The organism is Vibrio limimangrovi (genome assembly GCF_054064025.1).
Map to the genome: position 1 here is coordinate 50,499 of NZ_JBSUGF010000006.1, position 19,901 is coordinate 70,399.

The following is a 19,901-nucleotide window of genomic DNA, read 5'->3' on the forward strand; positions in this document are numbered from 1 at the left end:
TATGGGTGAAAGAACAACAAACCTCGTGTCTAATTCTCCACGTTACATGCCTTATCCTACAAATTAACGGGGGAGTTGATTGAACGCGTTTTGTTAACAATTGGTATAAAAACTGGAGCTGCAGCGGGCTCATAAAATAAAACTGTTGAATGTTATGCAAATGAGCAACTAGTGATGCTATTGATGTCGGCGACTCCAACAAGCAGCATCGCAGAGCAGAGTCGCTGTGATTGTGGTATCCATAGACCAGCCTTCGGTTGTGCTAGCTTATTGAGCTTAAGCATCTTAGTACACTTTGCCAGTTATCCAGATACAGATGTAAACGATCTAGCTACAAACAATTTGATCGTCAGTATTCTCTCCGTCAGCTTTACCTATTTACTTAACGTTATTATCCTTGATGCATAACCAAGAACCGCTCGCCCAGTACCACCAGCCAAACAACATCATCGTGCAAGATACGAAGTGTTGCTAGGCACGTATATTAACATCCTCAAACTAAAAATCCCGACACATTAGCGTGCCGGGTTAAGTTTGCTAATCAAGCCTCTACTGAGAGTGGCTTACTACTAAAGTTACGATCGACTAAAATCATAGAAATAGTAGCGATGATCCCAGGAACAGCAAGGACCAGGAAGTTTACTTGGTGAGGAAGAGCCATAGCTAAAAGTGTGCCACCCACCATAGGACCAAAAATAGCACCATTACGACCAACTCCAGATGCCCAACCTAAGCCTGTAGATCGGATGTTAGTTGGGTAGTATTGAGCGACATACGCATACAACAAAATCTGCGAACCGATGGTTGCGGCTCCCGCGATACCTACGAGAGTATAAAGAACCCAAGTTGGGTTATTGTAGCCAAGCATGACCAGCGAAATAGAGCCAAGAATAAAGAAACATACCAGTACAGAGCGTAAAGAGAACCTATCCGCAAGCCATCCACCACCGACAGCCCCGATAATCGCACCAACATTGAGGATCATTAAGAACATCAGGCTTGAACTTAATCCATAGCCAGCCACCGACATCAGTTTTGGCAGCCAAGAACCTAGTGCGTAAACCATCAGTAAACAACAGAAAAATGCCGTCCAAAACATTAGGGTGCTAAACATTCGTCCGTCACGAAATAGTTCTAATACCGGAGCTTGTGCTTTTTCAGCTGATGAGACAACGAGTACTGAGTCCTGATTAATTTCGCAGCTGGGCTCTACCTTAGCGAGTAGCTCTCGGGCCTCTTGCTCACGGTTCTGCGTGACTAGGAATGTCAGCGATTCCGGTAAATATTTAATCATCAGTGGAAGCAGGGCTAGAGGGACCGCTGCAAGGAAGAACATAATTTCCCATCCGAAGCGAGGTACGATCCAGATTCCCAACCCTGCTGACATCATCCCGCCGACAGCATAGCCAGAAAACATCAACGCAACTAATGTACTTCGGCTTTTTTTCGGTGAGTATTCTGTCATGAGTGAAACGACGTTAGGCATCACGCCACCTATACCTAAACCAGCAATAAAACGCAGAATACCGAACTGCCATGGTGTGCTAGCTAAACCATTAATCGCGCTAACGGCACTAAACAGTACCACGCACATCAGAATGGTCTTTTTCCTGCCAAGTTTGTCCGACAACATGCCGAAACCCATTGCGCCAAACATCATACCAAACAATGCGGCGCTTCCCAGCATGCCTGCAACATAAGGGTCGAGGTTCCACTGGCTCATTAATTTAGGCAAAACAACGCCATAAATAACAAGGTCATAGCCGTCAAAAATGATAATCAAAGTACACCAAAAGAGTACTTTCCAATGGAATTGGTTAAATTTCGCGTTGTCGACAGCTTCATTGACATTAATATTACTCATACGCAGCTACCCCTTTTGAGTTGGTAAGATGCTGGAATTCGTTGTTCATTGTGCTCTCCTTGCATGTTCTTTATTTTGTGTTTTTACGTTATTAAAACCTGTTCCTTTTCTTTACTAACCTAAATCTCCTCCTGCCACAGGAAGCACTGTTCCAGTGATGTAACCAGCGGCATCAGATGCCAAAAACAGGATTGGTTCAGCCTGCTCATCGAGCGTTCCATAGCGATGCATAAAGCTGGTGTCATTCGTCTGGTCGATAAGTGTTTGATACCACCCTTTTTCCCTTTCCTGCTGGGGTTCACGATTGCGCGGAGTTAACCTTGTTGGAGCTTCTGTGCCTCCGGGTGCTGTGGCGTTTATTCGGATCCCGCGCTCGGCATATTCGAATGCCATATTCACTGTCAGTGCATTGACGCCTCCCTTAGAAGCGCCATAGGGAACACGCATCAATCCTCGGGTAGCGACGGATGAGACATTGACGATAGCCCCACCCTTTTGCTCCAACATGTAAGGAATGACAGCCCGGCAACACCAAAGCGTAGGAAACAGTGACCGCTGAACTTCCTTCTCTATTTGCTCTGGTTGGTAATATTCGAATGGCTGAGCCCAAATGGTTCCGCCCACATTGTTGATGAGAATATCGATACGACCATATTGTGCGTACGCTTTCTCCATAACGGATTGTGCGCCTTGCCATGTTTCCAAGTCAGCTTGAAGCGCCAGTACTTCCGTTCCTTGCTCTTGCAGTTGCGAAGCCACGCCATGCACATAGTCGGCGATATCGACCAGAACCAGCGTTGCACCTTCGCTCGCGGCCAGTTCGGCTACGCGTTTACCAATACCTTGCGCAGCCCCGGTGACAATCATGACCTTATTGATAAAACGGGCGCTCATGCAGCCTCCTCAGAAGCAGGAGTGACGCTCGCAGTAAATTTCTCATAATGGAAAGAGTTCGGTTTGATTCCCTGAGATTCGAAGTGGCCTAATACCGCATTCACCATTGGTGGTGGCCCGCAAAGGTAGACGTCAACATCACCATCATTGAAAGGCGCGTCTTCCATATGATTGATCACGTATCCTTTGCGCGGATGATCGCTTTCTTCACTCGCGACAACCGTTTTAAAACTGAAATTAGGGATACTGGCGGCAAAGGATTCCAAGGCAGATACGCACACCAGATCGTCGTCGTTGGTGACGCCGTAGATCAGATGTACCGGTTGGTCGCACCCTTTTTCCTTTAGATATTCCAGCATAGAAAGAAATGGAGCTAATCCCGTACCACCAGCGAGCATCACAACGGGACGCTCAACCGGACGTAAATAGAACACGCCCATTGGACCAGTTAACGTGACTGTATCGTTGGACTTGGCTTTGCCGACCAACCAAGAGCTCATCAGACCACCTGGGACATTTCGGATTAAGAAACTCAATTCTCGACTTCCAGGTAGTGAGCTGAATGAATAGGCTCTGGTTTCATTACTGCCCGGAACCTGTATATTTACGTATTGCCCAGGAAGGAAGCCGATATCACTTTGGGCGGTTATTTTTAGCTCGATGGCAGTCGGCGAAATGAGATTGACCACATCGACGGTTCCCGCAACTGTACTGTTTGCAGCCTTGCTGCACATTGAAGAAACCGCTGGGATTTCAACAACACAATCGCTGGACGGTACCATTTGACAGGTCAGGATAAGCCCTTTTTCAGCTTCTTCATCCGTTAGCGCTTCGTCGATATACTCTTCGCCTAAATCGTATTGTCCTTGACGGCAAGTGCCCTTACACGTACCACAAACTCCGTCTGAACAGTCCATAGGCAAGTTTAATTGTGCGCGGTATGCTGCATCGAGAACCGTCTCGCCGTCGTTACAGTTAATAACACGGGTGACGCCATCTTCGAAATTGAGTGCAATGTTATAAGTCATATTGATACTCCCGCAATCCATTACAAGTGGTAAACATCAACTGCCTGATTGATGCAGTCGTTAGTCAGCACGATTTTTTTGAATGTGATTAGAGGGGTATCGGTGCTGATATCTAAGGTGTAAAAAGAAGTACCGTAGTATTCCTGTGTCTTCTTATAGCGATAAGACTTAGTCAGCCAGTTGAAACGCAGCTGCAACTCATTCCCTTGATGTGACAGGATCTCCAACCCGCTGATGAAGTGTTTAGTGCGTGGCTCTGGCAACGAGCTTGCACCAGAACGTTCCGTCTTCAATCGGTAAACTCGGTCTTCTAAACCATCTCGGTTCGGGTAGTAAATCAGTGATATTTCGGTCTGTGGATCCTCAGTCAACTGATCGTCGTCATCCCATGCTGGCATCCAGTAAGTCACATCTTTGTGATAACACTCTAGCCAGTTATCCCAATCTTTATCATCGAGGTAGCGGGCTTCACGGTTGATAAACTGTTCTATATCTTGGTAATTCAAGCTCATGCGTCAGCCTCCTTGTTAAGTACCGGAATAATTTGGTCAGATTCAGCTTCAATAGCCCTTAGCATTTCGTCCTGCCAGTGGCGGTGATGATTAACATACAAACCTTCGTCTTCTGGTTTAGTACCACTCATCAATGGCTTCATATCTAACTGGTTAGCATGGTCATCAGGCCCATTCATCCAATGAGAGGCACCACGGCTCATGTCATTCCAACGTGCACCTCTTGCCTCATATCCGTCCTGGCATGCGCGGAACTCTTCCAGATCATCCGGGGTCCCCATGCCAGATACATTGAAGAAATCTTCGTACTGGCGGATACGCTTGGCACGTAATTCTGCTGGTTCATTCTTTGGTGCGAAGGCATAAATAGTGACTTCAGTTTTGTTCACATCAATAGGACGGCTTACCCGGATTTGGGTAGAAAACTGATCCATCAGGTAAACATTCGGATATAGACAGAGGTTTTTGGTTGTGCGGACGATAGAGTCGGCTCTTGCCTCACCAAAGGTCTTTTCCAATCTCTCTAGTTGGCTGAACACCGGACGGACCTCAGGATTTAATAAGCGGGTCCAGAGCATCATGTGGCCGTTTTCAAATGAGTAGAAACCGCCTTCAGCTGACCAGCTTTTCGCATCTACTGCCTCAGTGCCGCCTTTTTCATAGTTTCTCTGGCCCATGGTCGATAAGTAGTTCCAGTGCACTGAACTCACGTGGTAGCCATCAGCGCCATTCTCTGCCGTTAACTTCCAGTTGCCTTCGTAGGTGTAAGTTGAACTGCCACGCAGTATTTCCAACCCATCTTCTGCCTGATCAACAATGTTATCGATGATTTTGGTCGTTTCACCCAGGTGCTCTTCTAACGGGAGTACATCGGCGCTCAAACTACCGAATAGAAATCCGCGATAGTTGCCGAACTTCGCCATCTGCTTCAAATCGTGGGAACCGTCAGTATTGAACTGCTCCGGATAACCACCCTTTTTCTGGTCTTTGGCCTTGAGAAGTTTTCCGTCATTGCGGAACGTCCAGCCATGAAACGGACAAGTAAAAGAAGCCTTGTTACCGCGCTTCTTACGGCACAGAGTGGCACCACGGTGGGAACAGGTGTTTAGGATGGCTTTTAATTCACCGTCTTTGGTGCGAGTGATGATAACTGGCTGTCTGCCGACAGTGACAGAGTAGTAGTCACCTGGATTTGGTATTTGGCTTTCGTGAGCAAGATAAACCCAGTTACCTTCAAAGATGTACTTCATTTCCAGTTCAAACAGTTCGCGGTCGGTGAAAATGCCACGATCACACTGGTAACGTCCGGTATCTGGATCGGCAACAACGGCGTTTCGTACGTTGTCTGCTAGTTGCTTAAGTTTGCTATTCATTATATTTATTCCTTTTGCATCCTGGGTTTCGGGTACAGGGGTGCTGTAACCACCTCCACATTGAGGTGGTTAGCACAGGGCAATAAGTAGGGGAAATGGGTTAAGCCTGTTGACCCTCAAGAGCGCGAAGGCGGGAGTGGCGAACTTGAAGCTCTGACTTTTCTGTGCTGACCAGCTGGATATCAAATTCCACCTGAGTGAATGGACCTTCGAAGCCTAGTGCGTCAGCCTTAGCTGGATCTTCGATGCGTTGCGCTTCAACAACCAACTCTTCCAGGGTTGCAAAAGCGAAATCATCGTATGTGTATTCATCGCCAGCGAGGTTGATCTGAGTAGTTAGGTGCTTGTAACCCGGCTTAGAAATAAAGAAATGAATATGTGCAGGTCGGTTACCATGACGTCCTAGCTGGTTAAGTAGTTGCTGAGTTGAGCCTTCAGGAGGACAACCGTAACCTGCCGGAATAATTGAGCGAGCGGTGTAGCGGCCGTTTTCATCCGTCTCGATTCGGCGGCGCAGATTGTAGTCACTTTGGGATTTATCAAAGTAAGAGTACGCTCCCATACTATTTGCATGCCAAATATCTACTACTGCATTGCAAATCGGGTTGCCTTCTTGATCCGTAACCTGTCCAGTCAGTAGCATCACTTCTGATTCTGTGTCGGTGCCATCATCCATGCGAGCAAAGCCTTCACTCTTCGGCGCACCTGCTACATATAGCGGGCCTTCAATCGTTCTTGGTGTTCCGCCGTAGAGGCCAGCTTGCTTATCCGCCTCGTCCAAACGAATATCTAAGTACTTGTCGATACCAAGACCCGGAGCCAACAAAGCTGCCTCGCCATTCGCCCCCAGTTGGTTGATGTAATACACCGCAGTCCACAATTCATCCGGTGTAATGTCCAGATCTTCTATAATCTGGTAGACATCGTGCATTAGGCGATGCAGGATGGTTTTAACCCTTTCATTACCGTCAGAGTTATTGAAACCCGACACTTTTTCTAGTAGATCCTGGACTTCCGGTGTGTGCATAGTCTTAACGTTCATGATTGCTTCTCCTTGCTTTATTTTCTTTTTTCTTCAGTGAGTTAACATTGCTTGATTAACTTATCGGTCATCTTCGTGAATGGACGAAGGGTGACGGCATAATGGGGATACACTGATATCCATGTAGGGGAACAGCGGTAACTGGCTTATTAGGTCCTGCAGTTCAGCGTTATCTTTTACGTCAAAAATGCTGACGTTGGCGTAACTGCCCGCCACGCGCCACAAGTGTCGCCACTTGCCAGATTGCTGAAGTTGTTGTGAGTAAGCCTTCTCTTTTGCTTTGATTTCAGCGACCGTATCTTCCGGTAGTGAGTGTGGAATTTTCACGATCATTTCTACTTTGAATAACATGAGGGGTTCTCCGTAAAATTAGCTTCGGCGGTAATAGGCAAATTTATCTTCGTCAATCTCGATACCGAGGCCCGGGCCTGTCGGCAAATCGACGCCGTTATGATAGAAGTTGAGTGGATTCGTCACGATGTCATCCTTCATCAGTAACGGGCCAAACATCTCCGTCCCCCAATGCAAGGTTTCTAGTGTTGACCAAGCGTGCAAAGAAGCAGCTGTGCCAATCGTGCCTTCTAGAAGTGTGCCTCCGTATAAACCGATACCTGCAGCTTGAGCAACATGTGCTTGTTGTAAGGCTTGGATTGGGCCACCGGCTTTCGCGATTTTTAAAGCAACTGCACCTGCGAATCCGCCTTTTGCTAGGTGATACATATCCTTAGCGTCTGCGACTGATTCATCGGCTAGAATCGGTAGGGAAAATTTCTGGGACAAGCGAATCAAAGCATCAAAGTCTTTCATTGGTGTTGGCTGTTCGACCAAATCAACGCCCGCTTCAGTGAATTTCGCCATAGCAATAGCGGCGCTGGATTCATCCCAAGCCTGATTGACATCGACACGAATACTCGCCGAATCGCCCACAGCCTGTTTAATAGCAATGACGTGGTTAATGTCATCCTTTAATGCTCCAGAACCAATTTTGAGTTTGAAATCACAATGGCGCTGAGCGTCTATTAAACTCAGTGCTTCATCGATATCTTGGTTGGTATTACCACTGGCTAACGTCCATAGAACTGGGAGATGTTGATGGACTGCCCCGCCAAGTAATTCAGATACCGAGAGGTTTAAGCGCTTCCCTTGTAAATCCAACAAAGCGGTTTCTATCGCCGACTTCGCCAGGTTGTTACCCCGGATGGCAGAATTGAGCCTTACCTTTAAGGTATTGATGTTGTGAGACGGCTGCCCAATGAGGTGAGGTGCAAAGTAAGTATCAATGGTCAGTTTGACACTCTCAGGGCTTTCAGGGCCATAAGCTAAGCCGCCAATGGTAGTCGCTTCGCCGATCCCCTCGAATCCGTCAGAATCTTTAATCCGCACAATCACCATCGTTTGTACGCCCATGGTTGTAACGGAAAGCTTGTGCGGACGTATTGTTGGGATATCAATCAGACTCGCCTCAATGGAATGAATGTTTGCTGACATATAGGCTCCAAGTAACTTTGTTAAACAATATGTAAATGAGATGTGAATCATTTGTTTGGTAAAGGTTATGTGTAATAGTGGACTGATACAAATATCAAATAAGTAGTGAGCAATACCCAGGAGGTATGATGGAGTTAAGACACCTGCGATACTTTGTCGCTGTCGCTGAGGAAGGAAATCTCACCAGAGCCGCAGAAAAGCTATGTATTGCCCAGCCGCCGCTAACTAGGCAGATAAAGCAACTTGAGGAAATAGTTGGTGTTCAGTTGTTTATTCGTAAGCCCCGGGGGCTAGAGTTGACGGACGGCGGAGCGTACTTTTTAGTTCATGCAAAACAAATTCTCGACAAAGTGATGGTGACGATTGAAGGGACGCAGCAGATAACGAAAAAACGCAAAACATTATTTTCTATCGGCTTTGTTCCTTCGGTGTTTTACGGCCAGCTACCACTGATGGTAAGACGGCTAAGGAAAAACAAAAATTTAGAAATCGTGTTACATGAATTAACAACTCGTGACCAAATTGAAGCGTTGAAAACAGGAAAAATTGATATCGGCTTCGGCCGAGTCCATATCGATGACCCTGAAATCGAACAGGAATTGCTGTTTGAGGAACCGTTAATAGCTGCAATTCCTAGTGGTCATGAGTTAGGGAAAAGTAACCCTTCCTTACAAGAATTGGCCGAAATTCCAATGATCACGTTCCCCACTGGTCCCGGCGCACAATTTGCTCATTTTACTCAGGGACTATTTTATAACCGTGGTTTAAGAAGCAATGTCAGCCAACAAGTCAATGACTTACAAACCGCACTTTCCTTGGTTGCTTCAGAGATGGGATTTACATTGGTTCCGGAACAGGTACGTAAACTAAACCGAGAAGGTATTGAGTACGTCCGGCTTCAAGATACCAGTATCAAAACACAAGTCATCGCCTCTCGCCGAAGAGGAGAAAACATCAACGCGGTAATGCGACTAGTGAACACAATCTTGGAAGAGCTAGTTGAAAACCGCAGAACGGGCCGATACTCCTAACCCTTAAATGGGTTAGGTACCTTTTGCCCGATTCATCAAACGTTTATGTGGCTTAAATGCCACTTTCTACACACTTCACCTCACAAATACTTCTGTTTTTAAACCACTCTATACCCCTAGTTTTCTGGGTGAATTCACTTACCAGAAGTTCGATATACGCACAAAATAAACTATATTCGAACTTTTTTATTCTTTTCGCTTGACGACGGCCGATATTTTGAGCAAACATTACGTACGAATATAGAATATTAGTGCGTATATCGCACAAATACGTGAAACACATAATCAGTAAGGAGACATTGTTATGGCTGAGTTCCTTTCTCTCAAAGAAGCGATAAGCAAGCATATTTTCCACGGCGACACTGTCGCGATGGAAGGTTTTACCCACCTCATCCCGTTCGCAGCTGGGCATGAAATCATCCGTCAGGAAAAAAGGGATTTAACGTTAATTCGTATGACGCCTGATTTGGTCTATGACCAGTTAATTGGCGCAGGATGTGTGAAAAAGTTGATCTTTTCTTGGGGAGGAAATCCTGGAGTAGGATCTTTGCACCGACTACGAGACGCTGTAGAAAAAGGCTGGCCACATCAATTGGAACTCTTTGAGCATAGCCATGCGGCAATGGCATGCGCTTATGAAGCTGGTGCAGCTGGATTGCCCCTCGCAGTTCTACGTGGATATGTCGGCAGTGATCTGCCAAAAGTTAATGAACAGATCAAATTCATTACCTGCCCTTTTAGCAACGAACAGTTGGCTGCCGTGCCTTCGATTAGACCTGACGTGACCGTCATTCACGCTCAAAAAGCCGATAAAAAAGGCAATGTACTAATAGAAGGCATACTCGGTGTGCAAAAAGAAGCGGCACTGGCCGCTAAACGCAGCATCGTCACGGTCGAAGAAATTGTTGATGATCTTGATGCTTCCGTGAACGCTTGCGTTCTGCCTTCATGGGCAATCACGGCTATTTCACACGTTCCTTTAGGTGCGAAGCCTTCCTATGCCTTAGGTTACTATGAACGCGACAATAGCTTCTACAAACAATGGGATGGCATATCACGCGACCGCACAAGCTTCCAAGCTTGGGTACAGGAAAACATTTTCGAACAGGGAGAAGCATAATGAGTTTTGAATACACGTCTTCAGAGATGATGAGCATCACCGCAGCTCGTGCACTAACAGATAACATGACTTGTTTTGTCGGCATCGGCCTGCCAAGTGAAGCCGCGAATCTTGCCCGACTGACTCATGCGCCGAATATTACCCTGATCTATGAATCGGGTACGTTGCAGACCAAGCCAAACGTTTTGCCATTGTCGATAGGTGACGGCGAATTGTGTCACTCGGCATTGAGCACCGTATCTGTTCCTGAAATGTTTCGTTATTGGTTACAAGGTGGTCATGTCAGCGTAGGTTTTTTAGGTACGGCACAAATCGATCGTTTTGCAAACCTGAATACGACTCTGGTTGGTGATTACCGCGAACCAAAAGTGCGTTTACCAGGCGGTGGTGGTGCCCCAGAAATTGCCACCAATGCAAAAGAAGTCTTTATCACAGTGAAGCATTCAAAACGTACCTTTGTAAAAGATGTTGATTTCATCACCACTGTAGGCTTCGGTCGCGATGGAAAGGCAAGAGACAATGTCCCTAATCTCGGCAAAGGCCCGACGGTTGTTATCACAGACTTATGTATCCTTCGCCCTGACCCTGCAACCAAGGAATTGATAGTAGTTTCGCTGCACCCTGGTGTGACTCAAGAGGATGTTATAGAAGCGACTAGCTGGGAAATTCAGTTTTCCGATAGTCTGGAAACGACACCAGCGCCAAGTAGCTTAGAACTAAAAGTATTACGTGAGCTAAAAGAAAGAACTCAGCGCCAACATGCCAACCAAGAGTGAGTACCGCTATGACTAATGTTTACCTTTGTAACCCTCGACGTTCAGCTATCGGTCGCTTCGGTGGTACCCTTGCAAGTGTTCGCCCAGATGATCTTGCAGCCCAAATTTTTAAAGCTGTCTTAGAACAAGCACCCAATATGGATCCTGCAGCAATTGACGAAGTTATCATGGGCTCGGCTAACCAAGCAGGCGAAGACAACCGAAATGTTGCTCGTATGTCAGCTCTGCTTGCAGGCTTACCGACATCCGTTCCAGGAACCACGATTAATCGCTTATGTGGCTCAGGAATGGATGCGGTCGGAACGGCTTTCCGGGCTATCAAAGCGGGAGAAATGGATTTGGTACTGGCTGGTGGTGTGGAATCGATGTCACGTGCGCCTTATGTGATGGGTAAAGCCGACAGCGCGTTCACCCGAACCCAACAAATTGAAGACACAACGATTGGCTGGCGCTTCGTTAACCCACTAATGAAACAATTATACGGTGTCGACTCCATGCCAGAGACAGCGGAAAATGTTGCTGAAACCTATCATGTTTCACGTGAAGATCAGGATCTTTTTGCTTTTCGATCACAGAAAAAAGCGCAACAAGCAATTGCGGACCAAATTTTTGCACAAGAAATCGTCCCGATTGAAATTCAGCGCAAACGCCAAGAACCGTTAATATTCAATACCGATGAACACCCACGACCAAGCACGTTGGAAAAGCTCGCCTCGCTGCCAACTCCATTCCGCAACGGCGGAAGTGTTACAGCAGGCAATGCCTCGGGGGTAAATGACGGTGCAGCGGCCATGCTCGTTGCCAGTGAGGACGCGGTCAGTCAACATAGCCTAACGCCAGTAGCCAAAATATTGGGTATGGCAACAGCGGGGGTAGAACCTCGAGTGATGGGTATTGGCCCAGTGCCAGCGGTGAAAAAACTGCTGGAGAAACACAGAATAAGCATTCAAGATATCGATGTTATCGAGCTTAATGAAGCGTTTGCAGCGCAAGGGCTCGCGGTGTTAAGGGAATTAGGAATCGAAGACGATGATCCTCGCGTCAATCCCAATGGTGGCGCTATTGCATTAGGACATCCTTTAGGTATGTCAGGTGCCCGTTTACTGATGACAGCCGCACACCAATTACAACGAACAGGTGGACGTTATGCCCTATGTACGATGTGCGTTGGAGTAGGACAAGGTATCGCGACACTTATCGAAAGAGCTTAAACAAGGAGATCGCATGGGTTATATGAGCTATCTAGGTCGCACTATCTGCTGCCATAGCCATGGAGAAGAAGGGAAACCGTTGCTGATATTGGCGCACCCTCTTGGTATGAATCAAAGTGTCTGGGACGGAGTTCTTCCCTACCTCATCCAGAACTTTAAAGTTGTGACCTGGGATCTACCCGGTCATGGAAAAAGTGAGGCGTTGGCAGAAGATGCTACTGAAATCATGCCTGATGACTTGGCAGGAGAAGTGCTCGCGCTCGCCGACCAAGTCGGAGAAGAGCGTTTTCATTTTGTCGGTACATCCATTGGTGGAGTTATTGGACAGCAACTGTTGATCAACCATAGTGAGAGAGTAATTTCTGCCGTGCTAACCAATACAGGCGCGGTGATTGGTACACCGGAAAACTGGCAGGCCCGCTCTATAGATGTACGCGACAAAGGGCTAGGCTTGATGGCGGAACAAATAGTACCACGCTGGTTTGGCCAACTGGCTTGTCAACAACAGCCAGGTCTGATTGACGCCTGGAAACATCAACTCGCTGAGTGCGATAACCGCAGTTATGCGCTGCTGTGTGAAATGCTTGGAAAAACCGATTTTCGTCAGAAATCGTTGAACAAAGCAGTGCAATTAGTCTTGGTTGGAGGCGCTGATGACGTCGCGACTCCTCCTCAGGCACTTCAGCAACTGGCAGACCTGAGTGAAGCAAATGCACCTATTATTCTCGATGAGATCGGTCACGTCCCATCGGTAGAAAATCCTGCATTGTTTAGCAAAATACTCCTATCGAACATGTGTTGATTTGAAATATTCAGGCACGCCACGATCTTGGCGAGGCCTGATTTTTTCATTGATACGACAACCATTCTTCCTTCTTTACAGACATTGATTGTCTTTTTCTATAGTGCGATAATCGCACAATTATTCGGTTTTGGATCTATTACGATGGAACATAGCACTTCTGATAAAGATTTTCTCACTACGTTTGCTAAAGGACTCAATGTAATCCGTTCATTCGAGCCTAATTCGATGAGTATGACCCTCACAGAGGTCGCCAAAAAAAACGATCTATCCAGAGCATCAGCAAGACGCTTCTTACTGACCATGCTAAAACTAGGCTACGTTGAAACCGACGGCAATCGATTCTCCCTAACAGCGAAGGTTCTTGAACTTGGGTATTCCTACCTGTCGACATTGGATGTCGGAGGCACAGTCTCTACCCAATTAGAATTGGTCACTCAACAGCTTGGTGAGTCTAGCTCGGCAGCTGTACTCGAGGGAGAAAATATTGTTTATATCGCCCGAATCCCCGTCCGTCCTCTGATGGCTTTTAACTTACAGATCGGTGCCAGACTTCCGGCGTATGCAACGTCGATGGGACGAGTACTGCTTTCTGCACTTCCAGAAGAAGAGTTAGATCATTTGTTAGCGCAATCCAATCTTATCCAGTTGACACCAAACACGCTGACATCGCCTAGTGAACTAAAGGCAGAGATTGCCAAGGTTCGCGTACAAGGATATGCCATCAATGATCAGGAATTAGAGCTGGGGCTACGTTCCGTGGCAGTTCCCGTATTCAACCGCAACGGAAAGCTTCGATTGACCCTGAATGTAAGCTGTCACTCAAGTAAGACCACCGTAGATAGGATGATCAGTGAGTTTGTTCCTGTGCTACAAAACACTGCAGAGCGAATTTCGATGTCCCTGCCGTAATCCACACAACATTACCTTTGCGCTAGGTTGATTGAAACATTAAGCCATCGTTATCTTGTCACGAAGGTTGGGAGTCGTGGCGAATTGACCATCCACTGTAATGACAATGGCTTCCATCCCTTCAATATTATTAACCGCCTCTAAAATACTTTTTGGCCCCAACCCAAACAGTTTGGTGGTGTAGATATCACAGTCCAATGATTTATCCGCAATGATGGTCAGAGACGCCACATTGTTTTCAACAGGGTAACCGCTGTGGCTATCAAAAATGTGGTGATACTTACTTCCGTTGTGCTCAAAGGTTCTTTCATAGATACCAGAAGTCACAACTGACTGATTTCTTATCTTCACCTTGGCAACGCTGTGCCCTCTTGGCAGAAAAGGATTCTGTATCCCCACATCCCAGTCCAGATTATTTTTAGGCGACTCTCCATAAACTAGCAGGTTACCGCCAATGTCAATCATGGCAGAAACCGGCTGTTTTTCCTTGAAAAAATCCATGACCTTATCGCTGAAATATCCCTTCGCTATGGCACCCAAATCTATTTCAACACCCTGATTTTTAAAAAACACAGAGTGCTGTTCATCGTCCAAAACAATATCAGCAGGATCTAAGTACTTTAAAACCTGTTGGATCTCAGTTTGGCTTGGCACTCGCGCCTCTTTAAAGCCAATGCGCCAAAGCTTAATCAAAGGACCAATGGCAATATTTAAAAAACTATTAGCGGCAAGGCTATGCTCCTTCCCTATTTTGATTAATTCATACAAGTCATGATCAACGGCCACAGGCGTAATGTTCGCCGTGGTTTTCAAAGAATGCAATTGAGACTGTTCACTGTTCGCACTAAAAACTTGCTCGTAATGTTTTAGCATTGCACACGCATCGGTTAACCATCTATCGGCCTGCTCCCCCTTAAAATAAAGGCGAATTTTTGTGCCCATAAGTTCAATAACCTTAGTAGCTTCGTTCATGTCATCTCCTTTCAAAGCATCAGCTATAGGCTGTATCTTTATTATTTAAGAATGAATCAAGCAGCCCTTTGTCCACAGCTGACATCTCCCTATCACTATGATGGGCTATGAAATAATCTAAGTTCAATTGTTCGATGGGTAACGGATAAATATTGTACTTCGAAGGGCATGGCTCTATGGCCAGACTTTCAGGGACAAAAGTCATACCGACATCGGCCATAGCAAGATGTTTAATCGTGGCAATTTCACAGCTTTCTAAAACGATATTGGGTTTTATTTTATAAATACTAAATAAATGATCCACCTGTGCTCTAATGGCTGATCCTTTTGCGGTTAACACAAGCTTCTGCCGTAATAAGTCTTCAATGGCAAGGCTACCTTGGACAATGGTGGCGGTATCTTGTTGATAAAGAGGACAAGATTTAGGTATAACCGCGACATACCCATGCCTTCCCCAAGAAGCCGCGACAAGGTTAGGGGCAATATTGCTTGAGTTCTGCCCAATAAAAAAGTCTATCTCCCCTTTTAAAAGCCGCTTCTCATTGTGTTCCGGGATATCTTCCACCAACTCTATTTGGCATTCAGGATACAGAGACACGAATTTGGGCAAAAAAAGCGGGATAAGGTAGCTGCCGATACTGGATAAAATACCAATTTTTATTGTCTGCGTATTCATCTCCGACATTGCCGCAATTTGTCTGCGCATATTGGAGTAAACCGTCTGAAGAGAACCGAGGTAATCATAATAAACCTTACCTTGCTCTGTTAAACGAAAAGGGATCTCACTGCGGTTAATTATCTGACTATTCAGCTCTTTTTCAATCCGTTTAATGACTTGGGTTAAGTAAGGTTGAGAGATATAAAGGGACTCAGCTGCCTTGCTGTAGTTGCTGAAATTTAGCAGAGCATCAATATACGATAAGGTATTTTGATTGTGGTATTTTGACATTTTCCGTCCTTTCCGGTCGCCCATTCTCGCCACTATAACAAATTACTTATTAGACGTTAATACATAGCTATTAGATAGAAAGACAATCCTATGATAAAACAGTAACCAGAAATTAATTATGGTTATTAAGAATATAGGGAAACCTCTAATATGAACTACTTAGCAATTGTTGGCACGAATTCAAACGTGTCAACAAACCGCATGTTACTGCAATTCATGAAAGAGCATTTTGTCCAAGAAGCCCAAATCGAGCTCTATGAAATAAGTGAGTTGCCGGCATTTTACGAGGCACAGGGAGACCAAGTGCCAGAGGAAGTTGAAAACCTGTCCACTAAGATCCTGCAGGCAGATGGGATTATTATTGCGACACCAGAGTATGACCACGCGATTCCCGCTGTATTAAAAAGTGCGTTGGAATGGATCAGTTATACCAGCCAAACGCTCACGGATAAGCCAGTATTGATCGTTGGAGCGTCCCATGGTGCACTAGGTTCCTCCCGCGCTCAAGCTCACCTTCGTCAGATTCTTGACTCCCCGGAATTAGCCGCACGACTTATGCCCAGCAGCGAATTCCTGCTTGGAAAATCACAATCAGCCTTTAATGCTAGCGGTGCTTTAATCTACGAAGATAAGCTCACTGAACTAGATGAAATCTTTAGAGAGTTTGTCCTATTTACCGACCTTATAACAAAATTACTATCAGAACGATCCGTCACTAAAAAAGATAAAAAGTTCGCTTGGCAAACTCAGGAGGCATAACAGAAATGAAATTTACAGCAATCGTAGGAACCACGTCTCCAAAGTCCCACAACCGTACACTGCTTCAGTTTATGCAGGCGCATTTTGAAGACAAAGCAGAAATCGAACTGTTGGAAATCAATGAAGTACCGATGTTTAATCAGGACAACCCGTCCAACAATCCACAGCTTCTGGAAATCAATGAAAAAATAATCGCTAGTGACGGTGTTATTATTGCGACCCCAGAGTATAACCACTCTATTCCCTCTAGCCTAAAGAGCGTGCTTGAATGGCTAAGCTATGAGCTTCACCCTCTGGATGGTAAGCCGGTGATGATTCTAGGCGCATCGATTGATTCACAGGGTTCTTCTCGTGCTCAGTTGCACCTTCGTCAGATCTTGGATGCTCCTGGAGTCAATGCCAACGTGATGCCTGGCTACGAATTCTTACTGGGTAATGCCAACAAAGCGTTTGATGAAAATGGTCAGCTTAACAACGAAGGCACCATCGATTTCTTAGAAATTTGCTTCTTAAGGTTTATGCGATTTGCCAAAATCTCAAATCAATTAAATGAAGAAGAAGATTTCTCTTTCACACCTGGAACCTATGAAGTTAGTGCGTTAGGTCATGGTGGCGCCCTACCAATGAAAGTCGCTTTCAGCGATAAGAAAATCGAAAGCATTGATATTGACACAGGCGGCGAGACAGAAGGCTTGGCCGACGTTGTGTTTGTTCGTATTCCTGACAAGATAATCGAGGGTCAAACCCTTAACGTTGATGCTTTATCTGGCGCATCAGAAACAAGTAACGCAGTTATCGATGGGGTTGCTAAAGCGGTAAAATTAGCTGGCGTAAACCCAGATATCCTTAAAAGACGTCCAAAACCAGCCAGCAGCCTGAACAAAGGTGACGAAGAGTACACCTGTGATGTGGTTGTGATTGGCGGCGGCGGTGCAGGCTTAAGTGCAGCAGCAACCGTTCTGCAACAAGGTAAAAGTGCTATTGTGCTAGAAAAATACCCGGCGGTTGGCGGTAACACGATCCGTTCAGGTGGCCCTATTAATGCGGCTAACCCAGAGTGGCAGCACACTTTCGATGAAAACCCAGGTGAAAGACATACGCTTGAAGCGATAATGAACACCGACGAAAGTATGGTTCACGAAGAATATTTAGCTGACTTCCGCGCTCTTAAAGACGAGTTCGCCAGCTACCAAGCAGAGTTCGGAGAGAACAAAGGTTATCTATTCGACACACCGCTGCTTCACCGTATGCAAACCTACTTTGGTGGTAAACGTTCAGACCTTCAAGGTAATGACATTTATGGTCAATACGACTTGGTTAAGATCTTAACCGACCGAGCGTTAGAGAGTGTTAAATGGTTAGAAGACATTGGTGTTGAATACGACAAAGAAGCGGTTTGTGCTCCGGTTGGCGCACTATGGCGTCGTGGTCACAAACCAATTAAACGATACGGTACCGCCTTTATTCTTGCACTAAGTGAATACATTGAAAAATTGAACGGAACTGTCATTACCGATAGTCCAGCCAAAGAATTCCTAGTGGAAGATGGCGAAATCAAAGGTATTATCGCAACCGGAGTGAACGGTCAGAAAATTACGGTTCACGCTAAAGCCGTCGTTCTGGCCAGTGGTGGTTTTGGTGCCAATACTAAGATGTTACAGCAGTACAATACCTACTGGAGCAACATTGCTGACGATATCAACACAACCAACTCCTCGGCAATGACAGGGGACGGTATCGTTCTTGGTCAATCAGTGGGTGCAAGTTTAACCGGTATGGGTTTCTCTCAGATGATGCCTGTCGCAGACCCAATTACAGGAGAACTCTTCAGCGGTATTATTGTGCCGCCAGAGAACTTCGTGATTGTGAATACACAAGGTAAACGTTTCATCAATGAATTCGCAGGACGTGACGTATTGACGAAAGCGGCGCTAGAGCAAGGTGGTCTTTTCTACCTGATTGCCGATGATGAGATTAAGAAACATGCTGTTAATACCAGCCAAGAAAAACTTGACCGACAAGTGGAAGCCGGCACGTTATTTAGAGCCGACACTCTTGAAGAGTTGGCTGTAAAAGTAGGCATGGATCCAGTGGTATTAGTTGATACCGTTAACAAATACAATAGCTATGTTGAAGCCGGATACGATCCAGAGTTCCATAAAGATACCTTTAGCCTGAAAGTGGAAAAAGCACCTTTTTATGCGACACCTAGACATCCAGCGATTCACCATACAATGGGCGGTCTGAAGATAGATACAGCAACACGCGTTCTGGATGAAAACAATCAACCTATCAAGAACCTGTATGCGGCTGGTGAAGTAGCCGGAGGTATCCACGCAGGTAACCGCCTCGGTGGTAACGCACTGACAGACATCTTTACGTTTGGCCGAATTGCAGGTCAAACTGCTATCCATGAAATGGACTAAAACCGTCTAACCTCGAGCAAAAGGGGGCGAGTAATACTCCCCCCTCACCAATCGCACGTAGATATACAATCAAATTAATATTTAACTATCTGATAATCGTTAACCAAGCTGGCTTTAAGGCTTTAACTTAGCATCAGAGTGGTTGGAAATTTAATAAATCTGAGACGCCTGTGTAAATTCTATAACATTCACAATGCTTCGTTCACAAAGTCGATTAGGGCGTGCTAGAACGCCCATGGACAGAAACAATTCAGCACGTTGCACTAAACTGGATTACACAAATTTAAGAACGTCGGTGAGATGATTTATCTTGTGTAACAAATGGCTTCGTTCAGCTGGTTCACTATCTGGATCAGCATGGGAAAAATAAAGGGTCGTCACCCCAGCATCCACACCCGCTGCAATTCCTACAAGTGAATCGTCAACAAATAGACATTCATCCGCAGTGGCTTGTATTTTATCCATAACATATAGAATAAAAAGAGGATCAGGTTTCCATTTATTGGCATCAAACGCGCTGAAGATCCTGCCTTCAAAATAGTGCTGCAACCCGGTTAGCTGTAACGTCGTGTTCATATTCAAAAATTGCTACAGTATGGAAAAGCATCTTAATACCATAGTCGTTTGTTTACTCGCTTAGTGATTAAACTCAGCAGTCACCGACACCGAAAAAATTCAATAACTCAAAATTTGTGGGGCGTCCAATTTCCATGACCAACAAACTAAACCTTTGGCAGCTTAC

General features: G+C 45.7%; 20 protein-coding genes. 9 read left to right on the forward strand and 11 right to left on the reverse strand.

Going from position 1 to position 19,901, the window contains the following annotated elements; all coding sequences use genetic code 11:
* The first annotated feature begins 174 nt into the window (after positions 1–174).
* A complete protein-coding gene (locus ACWYU8_RS06145) occupies positions 175–408 on the forward strand; it encodes a DUF2955 domain-containing protein (RefSeq protein WP_457518626.1) in 234 nt (77 codons plus the stop codon).
* Between the two features lie 133 nt (positions 409–541).
* On the opposite strand, the gene ACWYU8_RS06150 is transcribed toward ACWYU8_RS06145, so the two are convergent.
* From ACWYU8_RS06150 to ACWYU8_RS06185, 8 genes are all read right to left on the reverse strand, one after another.
* A complete protein-coding gene (locus ACWYU8_RS06150; RefSeq protein ID WP_457518063.1) occupies positions 542–1,864 on the reverse strand; it encodes an MFS transporter in 1,323 nt (440 codons plus the stop codon).
* A gap of 114 nt (positions 1,865–1,978) precedes the next feature.
* Positions 1,979–2,758 (reverse strand): benzoate diol dehydrogenase BenD, encoded by a 780-nt coding sequence (gene benD / locus ACWYU8_RS06155; RefSeq protein WP_457518065.1) that lies wholly within the window; start codon positions 2,756–2,758, stop codon positions 1,979–1,981.
* Positions 2,755–3,786 carry a benzoate 1,2-dioxygenase electron transfer component BenC gene (gene benC / locus ACWYU8_RS06160; protein ID WP_457518067.1) on the reverse strand — a complete coding sequence of 344 codons (1,032 nt, stop codon included), beginning with the start codon at positions 3,784–3,786 and terminating at the stop codon, positions 2,755–2,757. Before benC ends, benD begins: the two co-directional genes overlap by 4 nt.
* 20 nt (positions 3,787–3,806) lie before the next feature.
* On the reverse strand, positions 3,807–4,298 hold the full coding sequence (benB, locus tag ACWYU8_RS06165; protein WP_457518068.1) for a benzoate 1,2-dioxygenase small subunit: 492 nt from the start codon (positions 4,296–4,298) through the stop codon (positions 3,807–3,809).
* Entirely contained in the window at positions 4,295–5,671 is a 1,377-nt protein-coding gene (locus tag ACWYU8_RS06170; RefSeq protein WP_457518069.1) for a Rieske 2Fe-2S domain-containing protein, read from the reverse strand. Before ACWYU8_RS06170 ends, benB begins: the two co-directional genes overlap by 4 nt.
* Before the next feature lie 100 nt (positions 5,672–5,771).
* Positions 5,772–6,713, reverse strand: coding sequence for a catechol 1,2-dioxygenase (gene catA, locus ACWYU8_RS06175; RefSeq protein WP_457518071.1), 942 nt, complete (start codon positions 6,711–6,713; stop codon positions 5,772–5,774).
* A 60-nt stretch (positions 6,714–6,773) separates the two neighbouring features.
* A complete protein-coding gene (gene catC / locus ACWYU8_RS06180; RefSeq protein WP_065300938.1) occupies positions 6,774–7,064 on the reverse strand; it encodes a muconolactone Delta-isomerase in 291 nt (96 codons plus the stop codon).
* A gap of 18 nt (positions 7,065–7,082) precedes the next feature.
* On the reverse strand, positions 7,083–8,201 hold the full coding sequence (locus ACWYU8_RS06185; protein ID WP_457518073.1) for a muconate/chloromuconate family cycloisomerase: 1,119 nt from the start codon (positions 8,199–8,201) through the stop codon (positions 7,083–7,085).
* Between the two features lie 125 nt (positions 8,202–8,326).
* On the opposite strand from ACWYU8_RS06185, the gene ACWYU8_RS06190 reads away from it, so the two are divergent.
* The 6 genes from ACWYU8_RS06190 to ACWYU8_RS06215 all read left to right on the forward strand — a co-directional run bounded on the left by ACWYU8_RS06190 (position 8,327) and on the right by ACWYU8_RS06215 (position 14,053).
* Positions 8,327–9,232: a LysR family transcriptional regulator gene (locus tag ACWYU8_RS06190; protein WP_236699358.1), complete on the forward strand. Its 906-nt coding sequence runs from the start codon at positions 8,327–8,329 to the stop codon at positions 9,230–9,232.
* 304 nt (positions 9,233–9,536) lie between these two features.
* Positions 9,537–10,352 carry a CoA transferase subunit A gene (locus ACWYU8_RS06195; protein ID WP_457518075.1) on the forward strand — a complete coding sequence of 272 codons (816 nt, stop codon included), beginning with the start codon at positions 9,537–9,539 and terminating at the stop codon, positions 10,350–10,352.
* Positions 10,352–11,128, forward strand: a complete 777-nt coding sequence (locus ACWYU8_RS06200) for a CoA-transferase subunit beta (RefSeq protein ID WP_457518077.1) — start codon at positions 10,352–10,354, stop codon at positions 11,126–11,128. The genes ACWYU8_RS06195 and ACWYU8_RS06200 overlap by 1 nt, the downstream gene beginning before the upstream one ends.
* An 8-nt stretch (positions 11,129–11,136) precedes the next feature.
* Positions 11,137–12,339 carry a 3-oxoadipyl-CoA thiolase gene (gene pcaF / locus ACWYU8_RS06205; protein WP_457518079.1) on the forward strand — a complete coding sequence of 401 codons (1,203 nt, stop codon included), beginning with the start codon at positions 11,137–11,139 and terminating at the stop codon, positions 12,337–12,339.
* Between the two features lie 13 nt (positions 12,340–12,352).
* Positions 12,353–13,141, forward strand: coding sequence for an alpha/beta fold hydrolase (locus ACWYU8_RS06210; RefSeq protein WP_457518081.1), 789 nt, complete (start codon positions 12,353–12,355; stop codon positions 13,139–13,141).
* Between the two features lie 144 nt (positions 13,142–13,285).
* The gene (locus ACWYU8_RS06215) at positions 13,286–14,053 is read left to right on the forward strand and encodes an IclR family transcriptional regulator domain-containing protein (protein WP_457518083.1); all 768 of its coding nucleotides are present in this window, start codon (positions 13,286–13,288) and stop codon (positions 14,051–14,053) included.
* A gap of 39 nt (positions 14,054–14,092) precedes the next feature.
* Here ACWYU8_RS06215 and ACWYU8_RS06220 read toward each other — a convergent pair whose 3' ends face one another.
* Together ACWYU8_RS06220 and ACWYU8_RS06225 are read right to left on the reverse strand one after the other, a co-directional pair.
* Complete coding sequence (locus ACWYU8_RS06220) at positions 14,093–15,025, reverse strand: FAD:protein FMN transferase (protein WP_457518085.1); 933 nt, start codon at positions 15,023–15,025, stop codon at positions 14,093–14,095.
* A 19-nt stretch (positions 15,026–15,044) separates the two neighbouring features.
* Positions 15,045–15,974, reverse strand: coding sequence for a LysR family transcriptional regulator (locus ACWYU8_RS06225; protein ID WP_457518087.1), 930 nt, complete (start codon positions 15,972–15,974; stop codon positions 15,045–15,047).
* 150 nt (positions 15,975–16,124) lie between these two features.
* On the opposite strand from ACWYU8_RS06225, the gene ACWYU8_RS06230 reads away from it, so the two are divergent.
* Positions 16,125–16,733 carry an NADPH-dependent FMN reductase gene (locus ACWYU8_RS06230; RefSeq protein ID WP_457518089.1) on the forward strand — a complete coding sequence of 203 codons (609 nt, stop codon included), beginning with the start codon at positions 16,125–16,127 and terminating at the stop codon, positions 16,731–16,733.
* A 5-nt stretch (positions 16,734–16,738) separates the two neighbouring features.
* The gene (locus ACWYU8_RS06235) at positions 16,739–19,159 is read left to right on the forward strand and encodes a flavocytochrome c (RefSeq protein WP_457518090.1); all 2,421 of its coding nucleotides are present in this window, start codon (positions 16,739–16,741) and stop codon (positions 19,157–19,159) included.
* Positions 19,160–19,432: 273 nt separating this feature from the next.
* Here ACWYU8_RS06235 and ACWYU8_RS06240 read toward each other — a convergent pair whose 3' ends face one another.
* Positions 19,433–19,735, reverse strand: coding sequence for an HAD-IA family hydrolase (locus ACWYU8_RS06240; RefSeq protein ID WP_457518091.1), 303 nt, complete (start codon positions 19,733–19,735; stop codon positions 19,433–19,435).
* Positions 19,736–19,901: the final 166 nt, after the last annotated feature.